Below are 7,430 nucleotides of genomic sequence, written 5' to 3'. Positions count from 1 at the left end.
AGGGAAGGGATGCCGAAGCGCCGCTTCAGCAGCAACGCCCACAAATCCATGCAGAGGGTGGCGCCGGCGCCGGTTAACAGAATGCGCAATAACAAATCGGGGGTCATAGGGGTGTCCTTGGCTCAGTGACGTGATAAGGTGCGCACAGTGTGCAACTTAAAGTCGGCTTCAAGTCAATGGCAAAAGAGCTGGATATCGGCGCGGTGGCGCGCCTGAGCGGAGTCGCGCCTTCTGCGCTGCGGCATTACGAGAAAAAGGGGCTGATCGCGTCGATAGGCCGCCACGGTTTGCGCCGTCAATACGCCGCCGGGGTGCTCGATCAACTGCGGTTGATCGCCCTCGCGCGCCTGGCCGGTTTTACGTTGGATGAGATGAGCGCCTTGTTTGACGAACGGGGCAAAATCGCGCTCGATCGCGTGTTGCTGGCGGCGCGGGCGGATGAGTTGGATCGCCATATCCAGCGCCTGATGCAGGTGCGCGACGGGCTGCGGCACATGGTCGATTGCCCTGAACCCGAGCACCTGCAGTGCCCGCAGTTCAGGAAAATATTGCAGCAGGGTGAGTTCTAAACCTCGCGTTTGGGCAGCGGCGCCGTGTGGTACACCGAGATCGGCCGCAGGCCGCGCGACACGGTGGTGGCGATCACGCAGGCGAGCAGAATGCCGGGCAGCAGCGCGTATTCGCCGGTCATTTCAAACACCATCAGCGCCGCCATGATCGGCGCATGGGTGGTGGCGGCCAGCAGGGTGGCCATGCCGGTCAGCGCCAGCAGCAGCGGCACCGCCGCATCCATGCCCGGCCACAGGCCGAACAGCTGACCGATTATCGATCCGAGCGCGGCGCCGACGAACAGCGTCGGGGTGAAGACCCCGCCGGGCGCGCCCGAGCCGCTGCTGGCGAGGATCGCCAACAGTTTACACACCAGGATCGCGCCCAGCAGCAACACCCCCGGCGGCGCGATCAGCAGCGCCTGCACCACGCTGTAGCCATTGCCCCACACCTGCGGAAACAGCAGCGAAAGCAGCCCGACGATCAGGCCACCCAACGCCAGCTGCAACGGCGGCTTCAGTCGCAGCGATCGGAAGGCGCGGCCGCTGGCGGTCATCAACCACAAAAACAGCGGCCCGCCGGCGCCGGCCACCACACCGACCAGCGCCATCAGCAGGTATTGCGTCGGCAAGGGGGCAGCGAGCGGCGTCACCAGGTAGAGCGGCGCCTGGCCGCCGTTGAGCAGGTTGGTCATCAGCAGGGCGCTCACTGCGGCGATCACCACCGGGCCGAGCGAGGCCAGCATCAGGGTGCCGAACAGGATCTCGGCGATAAACAGGCTCCCCGCCAACGGCGCATGGTAGGCGCTGGCCATCCCGGCGGCGGCGGCGCAGGCCACCCACAGTTTCCATTCTTTCTCGTGCGTAAAGCGCTGGGCGAAGAGCGATCCCACCAGCGCCGCCAGCAGGATCATCGCGCCTTCGCGGCCGATGGCGCTGCCGCTCGACACCACCAGCAGCGACGCCAGACACTTCACCAGGCTGGCGCCGGTATCCAGCTTGCCGTTGCCGGTCTCAATCGCTTCCATATAGTCGGTGGGCGCCGCCGGACGCTGGTGGCGGTAGCGCTGGTGAATATACAGCAGCAGGCCCGCCGCCAGACCGCCCAGCGCGGGCGTCAGCGCGCGTCGCCAGCCGGGCAGCGCGGCGGCGGCGGCCACCAGGCTGCCGTCGGCATTGCCGAGCAGCAGCCACTCGAGGCCAATCATCGAACGGTGGAACAGCCACACCGCCAGGGCGGCGGCGACGCCGATAAACACGGCGATAAACAGGCTGCGCAGCAGGGCGCGATAGTGGTGCAGGTGGACCAATCTTTTCATGCGTGGGCGGCGTCGTGAGAAAAATCAAAGGGTCATCAGCGCATTGTGCTTGGCGCTCCGGCCGATGACCAGTGAATCTTTAGCAAACTGCGGCATGGGCGGGGCGGCGAGCGCCCCGGCGTGGGTTATTGCGGCGTCAACACCCGGCGTGTGCGGCCGGAACTGAGGTAGTCGGCGATATAATCCTGCGAGATTTCGCCGCTGTAGCGGCCGTCTTCATCGACGATCGGCATCCAGGAAGTGTTGTGTTCGTACAGCTTCGACAGCACCACGCGCAGGTTCTCTTCCGCGCGGGCGGTGACGCGGAAACGGTGCAGGCTGTCGGCGCACACCCCCGGCGCGCCGCGCGCCTCACGGCGTTTGACGTAGCCCAGCGGCTTGCCGTCGGCGTCCACCACCGTCACCGAACGGGCGTCGATATCGTCCATCAGCCCGAACGCCTCCACCAGCGGCGTTTCCCGGCGCACCGTCACCGTCTCTTGTTGGCCTGCCACGTCACCGGCCTGCACCAGCAGCAGGCGCTTCAGCGTGCGATCCTGGCCGACAAAGGAGGCGACGAACTCGTTCGCCGGCCGCGCCAGCAGCTCATCGGCGCTGGCGTTCTGCACGATTTTGCCCTGGCGGAACACCGCGATGCGATCGCCGAGCTTCAGTGCTTCATCGATGTCGTGGCTGACCAGCATCACGGTCTTTTTCAGCTGGCGCTGCATGTCGAGAAACTCGTTCTGGATGGTTTCGCGGTTGATCGGATCCACCGCGCCGAAGGGTTCATCCATCAGCAGCACCGGCGGATCGGCCGCCAGCGCGCGGATCACGCCGATGCGCTGTTGCTGCCCGCCCGACATCTCTTTCGGATAGCGGTGCAAAAAGCGCTTGGGATCCAGCGCCACCATGCTCATCAGCTCCTCGGCGCGGGCGTGGCAGCGTTTTTTGTCCCAGCCCAGCATGCGCGGCACCACGGTGATGTTCTCCTCGATGGTCATGTTGGGGAACAGACCGATCTGTTGGATGACGTAGCCGATTTTACGGCGCAGGCTGACGGTATCCAGCGCGCTGGTGTCTTCGCCGTTGATCAGAATGGTGCCGCCGGTGGGTTCGATCAGGCGGTTGATCATCTTCAGCGTGGTGGTTTTGCCGCAGCCGGAAGGGCCGAGCAGCACGCAGATTTCGCCTTCCGGCACGTCCAGATTGATGTTGTCGACGGCGTTGAACGGCGTGCCGTTCTTTTGCATGAACTGTTTGGTCAGATTTTCCAATTTAATCATGAGCGGATCCCCTTGGGCGTTAGCGCAATTTGCAAGCGGTGCAATAACCAATCGAGGACGATCGCCAGCAGGCTGATCATCACGGCGCCGGTAATCAACTGGCGAATGTCACTGCTGCTGATGCCGTTGAGCAGCAGCAGGCCGAGGCCGCCGGCGCCGATCACCGCGGCGATCGCCATCACGCCGATATTCATCACCACGGCGGTGCGGATGCCGCCGAAAATCACCGGCAGCGCCACCGGGATCTCCACCCAGCGCAGCCGTTGCCAGAAGGTCATGCCGATGCCGCGGCCGGCTTCGCGCAGCCCGCCGGGCAGGTTGTCGAGCGCGGTGTGGGTATTGCGCACGATCGGCAGCAGCGAGTAGAGGAACACCGCGGTGATCGCCGGCACGTAGCCGATGCCGTGGCCGATTAAGGAAAACAGCGGGATCATCAGCCCGAACAGGGCGATGGAGGGCACGGTCAGCACCAGCGTGGCCAGGCTCAGCACCGGCGTCGCCAGCCATTTGTGGCGGACGATCAGCACGCCAAGCGGCACGCCGATCAGGATCGCCAGACCCACGGCGACGCCGACCAGCAGCAGGTGTTCCAGCGTCAACCCGGCGATATAGGCCCAGTTTTGCCAGGCGTAGAGTAAGGTATTCATCATGCCTCCTTAAATCAGGCCGCGCTGCTTGAGAAACGCGTCGGCGACCTGTTGCGGCGTCTGATAGTCGATATCCACCTTAGCGTTCAGCTCGGTGATCACCTGGTTATTGAACTGTTTCGACAGCGTGTTCAGCGCCGCTTCCAGCCCCGGCGTGTTTTGCAATACGTCGGCGCGCACTACCGGCGTGACCGCGTAGCTCGGGAAATAGCCTTTGTCGTCTTCCAGCACCTGCAGATCGAACCCTTTCACCCGGCCATCGGTGGTGTACACCAGCCCGGCATCGACGAAGCCGTCGCGAATGGCGTTGTAGACCAGGCCGGGGTCCATCTGGCGGATTTGCGGGCGATCGAGCGGCATGTCGTACAGCGCCTGCATCGGCTTCAGGCCATCCGAGCGGCCGGCAAACTCCAGATCCAACCCCAGCAGCCAGTTGTGTTTCGGGTCGGTTTTACGCACCTGTTCCACTTTGGCCACCAGCTGCGACATCGTGCGGATCTGCTCTTTTTCCGCGCGCCGGCGCTGCATGGCGAAGGCGTAGGTGTTGTTCATGTCCGCCGGCTGCAGCCACACCAGGCCGAGTTTGGCGTCGAGCTTTTTCACCGTGTCGTAAGTTTCCTGCGGCGTCATGCGCTTATTGATGTGGTTAAAGATGATCAGCGAGGTGCCGGTGTATTCCCAGGTCATGTCGATCTGTTTGTTGATCATGGCGTTGCGGGTGATCACCGTGGCCAGGTTGGTCTTGGGTTCGACCTGAAAACCTTTGGCCCGCAGGTATTGCACGGTGATCGCCGACAGAATGCGCTGTTCGGTAAAGTTCTTGCTCGCCAGCGTCAGCGGGGCGGCCCAGGCGGCCGCGCCGGTCATCAGCAAGGAGAACAGCAGCGCGTGGCGGAGGCGTTGTAACCATCGAGTCATCGCGTTTCTCCCATCAGGATGCGGTGTGCGGGCTGAGCCGGCGGCCGAGACCGGCCAGCGCCAGATCGAGCAGCAGGGCGATCAGCGCGGTGGCGGCGGCGCCGAGGATCAGCGTCGGGAAGTCGTTCAGGTAGATGCCGGGGAAAATCAGCTCGCCGTAGCTGCTGGCGCCAATCAAAAACGCCAGCGGCGCGGTGCCGACGTTAATCGCCATCGCGATGCGTATCCCGGCGAAGATCACCGGCAGCGCGTTGGGGAGTTCGACCTGGCGCAGCCGCTGCCCGGCGGTCATGCCAATACCGTTGGCGGCCTCGACCAGCGCCGGCGGCACCGAGCGCAGGCCGGCATAGGTATTGCGCACGATGGGCAGCAGCGAGGCGAGGAACAGCGCCACCACCGCCGGCCGATCGCCGATGCCGATGATCACCATCGCCAGCGCCAGCACCGCCAGCGGCGGCAGGGTGTTGCCGACGTTGAAGATTTGCATCACGTGTTCCGCCCAGCGGCGGGCGAAAGGGCGGCTCAGCAAGATACCGCTGGGAATGCCGACCAGCAGCGACAGCAGCATGGAGCAGGCCACCAGGAACATGTGTTGTTGGCCGAGGTAGATCAAATCTTCCCGGCGCGACTTGAGGGTGTCCCAACCGATGCCGTAAACCAGCAGTGCGATGACGGCGATAAACAACAGGCTCCCGAGGAGCAGGCGCCGGTATGGCGCTGACTTGTGCATGATGTTGCGTCCTCCGTTGCGCGGAGCGGCCGACGAGACGGCGCATTCCGCTCTGATTGTTACCCACGGCCCGGCGGGCGTGGCGGTACAAAACGGGCGTTTCGCATGAGGTTAGCGACATTGAGCGAAGGGTGCGTTCGGCACAGCGTGCTGAACGTAGGCTCAATACGTGAGTTAATCAGCATAAGATACTGATATTTAAACCCGAGAAAGCACGAAGCCCAACGACTCCGGCTAGGGAAGGTATAGCACCCTGTCGTTGACCGTGCCAAGTTTTATGAACAAAATCAGGTGATTGAGTTTGCGCCGATCGGCGTCTCAGCCCGCGTCAGCGCTGGGATGGGGGGAAAGTGAAAAAAATCCGCCGCATAACGTTACGCCGTAACAACAAGTCCAAATGGTGCGATCCGCCGTCGGCGAAGACGGGATGTGAGAGCGGATAGACTCGGCGCAGGCGCTTGCTGATATACTCAGGGAAAACAAAAACGCCAGGAAACCTGCATAACGCCATGACAAATAACGTTTCACCCGCACCCATCGCTCACCGCCCGCTGATTCTGATCGCCTGCATGCTGGCGATGTTCATGTCGGCGATCGAAGCCACCATCGTCGCCACCGCCATGCCGACCATCATCGGCGATCTCGGCGGTTTCTCGCTGCTGGGCTGGGTGTTCGCGGTCTATTTGCTGTCGCAGGCGATCACCATTCCCATCTACGGGCGGCTGGCGGATCTCTACGGCCGCAAGCGGGTGTTCTTCTTCGGCGCCACGCTGTTCCTGTTGGGATCGGTACTGTGCGGTTTCGCCCCCGACATGTATTGGCTGATCGGCTTTCGTCTGCTGCAGGGGCTGGGCGCCGGCGCCATCATGCCGATCGCCTCTACCATCATCGGCGATATCTACAGCGCCACCGAACGGCCGAAGGTGATGGGATACCTGTCGAGCGTGTGGGGCGTGTCGGCGATCATCGGCCCGCTGTTGGGGGCGTTTATCGTGCAGCATTTGCCGTGGGCGTTGGTGTTCTGGGTCAACCTGCCGATCGGCCTGTTGGCGATGTTCTTCCTCTGGCGCTATCTGCCGGCGCATCAGCCATTGCGCCAGCACGCGCTGGATCTGGCCGGCACCGCCTGGCTGACGCTGTTCGTTTCGGCGCTGCTGCTAGCGCTGTTGCAGATGGAAAGCCTGGGCTGGTGGGTGGTGCCGCTGTTTGCGCTGGCGGCGGCGGCGCTGGCGCTGCTTGTCCGCCAGGAGCGGCGCGCGGTCGAACCGCTGTTCCCGTTGGCGCTGTGGCAAAGCCGGGTGATCGTCGCCGGTAACATCGGCGGGCTGGTGATCGGCGCGGCGATGATGGGCATCAGCGCCTTTCTGCCGACCTTCATTCAGGGCGTGATGGGGGGCTCGCCGCTGGAGGCGGGCACCACGCTGGCGCTGATGTCGATCGGGTGGCCGCTGGCCAGCACGCTGAGCGGCCGCTTGATGCTGATGACCTCGTACCGCGCCACGGCGCTGCTGGGCGCGCTGTTGTTGGTGGCGGGCGGCCTGATCTTGCTGCTGCTGCAGCCGGAGGGCGGCTTGCTGTGGGGCCGGGTGGCGGCGTTTATGGTCGGCGCCGGCATGGGGCTGTGCAATACCACGTTTCTGGTTTCGGTGCAGAACGCGGCGCATTACAGCATTCGCGGCATCGCCACCGCCTGTACGGTGTTTACCCGTATGGTGGGTTCGGCCATCGGCACCGCGATTTTGGGCGCGACGCTGAATCTCAACCTGCAGTGGCGGTTGCCGGAGATTGACGATCCGGTGCAGCGGCTGATGGAACCGGCGGTGCGCCAGAGCATGGGGAGCGAGGCGTTGGCGCAGCTGACCCAGCAAGTGGCGGCTTCGCTGCATTGGGTGTTTCTGGTTTCGGCGCTGGTGTCGTTGCTGGCGCTGGCGGCGGCGATGCTGATCCCGGCGCGTTGTCGACCGCAGGGCGAAGAGGAAGAGGCGGAGCAGGCTTAAGGGAAA

Annotated in this window: 7 protein-coding genes; 2 read left to right on the top strand and 5 right to left on the bottom strand. The window is 63.8% G+C overall.

The features are described 5' to 3' along the window. Nucleotides 1–176: 176 nt before the first annotated feature. Nucleotides 177–569 carry a helix-turn-helix domain-containing protein gene (locus tag H7A77_RS23705; protein WP_072627190.1) on the top strand — a complete coding sequence of 131 codons (393 nt, stop codon included), beginning with the start codon at nucleotides 177–179 and terminating at the stop codon, nucleotides 567–569. Here the strand turns inward: H7A77_RS23705 and clcB are convergent. The 5 genes from clcB to H7A77_RS23680 all read right to left on the bottom strand — a co-directional run bounded on the left by clcB (nucleotide 566) and on the right by H7A77_RS23680 (nucleotide 5,427). After that, a complete protein-coding gene (clcB, locus tag H7A77_RS23700) occupies nucleotides 566–1,867 on the bottom strand; it encodes a voltage-gated ClC-type chloride channel ClcB (protein ID WP_047026177.1) in 1,302 nt (433 codons plus the stop codon). The genes H7A77_RS23705 and clcB overlap by 4 nt on opposite strands. Nucleotides 1,868–1,992: 125 nt before the next feature. Further along, nucleotides 1,993–3,132 (bottom strand): osmoprotectant ABC transporter ATP-binding protein OsmV, encoded by a 1,140-nt coding sequence (osmV, locus tag H7A77_RS23695; RefSeq protein ID WP_033642984.1) that lies wholly within the window; start codon nucleotides 3,130–3,132, stop codon nucleotides 1,993–1,995. Beyond that, nucleotides 3,129–3,779 (bottom strand): osmoprotectant ABC transporter permease OsmW, encoded by a 651-nt coding sequence (osmW, locus tag H7A77_RS23690; protein WP_015377782.1) that lies wholly within the window; start codon nucleotides 3,777–3,779, stop codon nucleotides 3,129–3,131. The genes osmV and osmW overlap by 4 nt, the downstream gene beginning before the upstream one ends. A 9-nt stretch (nucleotides 3,780–3,788) precedes the next feature. Continuing rightward, the gene (locus H7A77_RS23685) at nucleotides 3,789–4,646 is read right to left on the bottom strand and encodes a glycine betaine ABC transporter substrate-binding protein (RefSeq protein ID WP_223524993.1); all 858 of its coding nucleotides are present in this window, start codon (nucleotides 4,644–4,646) and stop codon (nucleotides 3,789–3,791) included. Nucleotides 4,647–4,710: 64 nt separating this feature from the next. Beyond that, nucleotides 4,711–5,427: an ABC transporter permease gene (locus tag H7A77_RS23680; protein WP_033642986.1), complete on the bottom strand. Its 717-nt coding sequence runs from the start codon at nucleotides 5,425–5,427 to the stop codon at nucleotides 4,711–4,713. Nucleotides 5,428–5,936: 509 nt separating this feature from the next. Between H7A77_RS23680 and H7A77_RS23675 the strand changes: the two genes are divergently transcribed. Beyond that, a complete protein-coding gene (locus tag H7A77_RS23675; protein WP_033642987.1) occupies nucleotides 5,937–7,424 on the top strand; it encodes an MDR family MFS transporter in 1,488 nt (495 codons plus the stop codon). The last annotated feature ends 6 nt before the right edge of the window (nucleotides 7,425–7,430 follow it).

Source organism: Serratia sp. ME47, from assembly GCF_903970925.1.
Classification (GTDB): Bacteria; Pseudomonadota; Gammaproteobacteria; order Enterobacterales; family Enterobacteriaceae; genus Serratia; species Serratia ureilytica.
The sequence above is the reverse complement of the archived record's forward strand: the minus strand, read 5'-3'. Positions and strand labels throughout refer to the sequence as shown.

Excerpts from the sequence above, each read along its gene's own strand:
- H7A77_RS23705 (WP_072627190.1), top strand. The coding sequence starts at position 177 with ATGGCAAAAGAGCTGGATATCGGCGCGGTGGCGCGCCTGAGCGGAGTC.
- clcB (WP_047026177.1), bottom strand. The coding sequence starts at position 1,867 with ATGAAAAGATTGGTCCACCTGCACCACTATCGCGCCCTGCTGCGCAGC.
- osmV (WP_033642984.1), bottom strand. The coding sequence starts at position 3,132 with ATGATTAAATTGGAAAATCTGACCAAACAGTTCATGCAAAAGAACGGC.
- osmW (WP_015377782.1), bottom strand. The coding sequence starts at position 3,779 with ATGAATACCTTACTCTACGCCTGGCAAAACTGGGCCTATATCGCCGGG.
- H7A77_RS23685 (WP_223524993.1), bottom strand. The coding sequence starts at position 4,646 with ATGACCGGCGCGGCCGCCTGGGCCGCCCCGCTGACGCTGGCGAGCAAG.
- H7A77_RS23680 (WP_033642986.1), bottom strand. The coding sequence starts at position 5,427 with ATGCACAAGTCAGCGCCATACCGGCGCCTGCTCCTCGGGAGCCTGTTG.
- H7A77_RS23675 (WP_033642987.1), top strand. The coding sequence starts at position 5,937 with ATGACAAATAACGTTTCACCCGCACCCATCGCTCACCGCCCGCTGATT.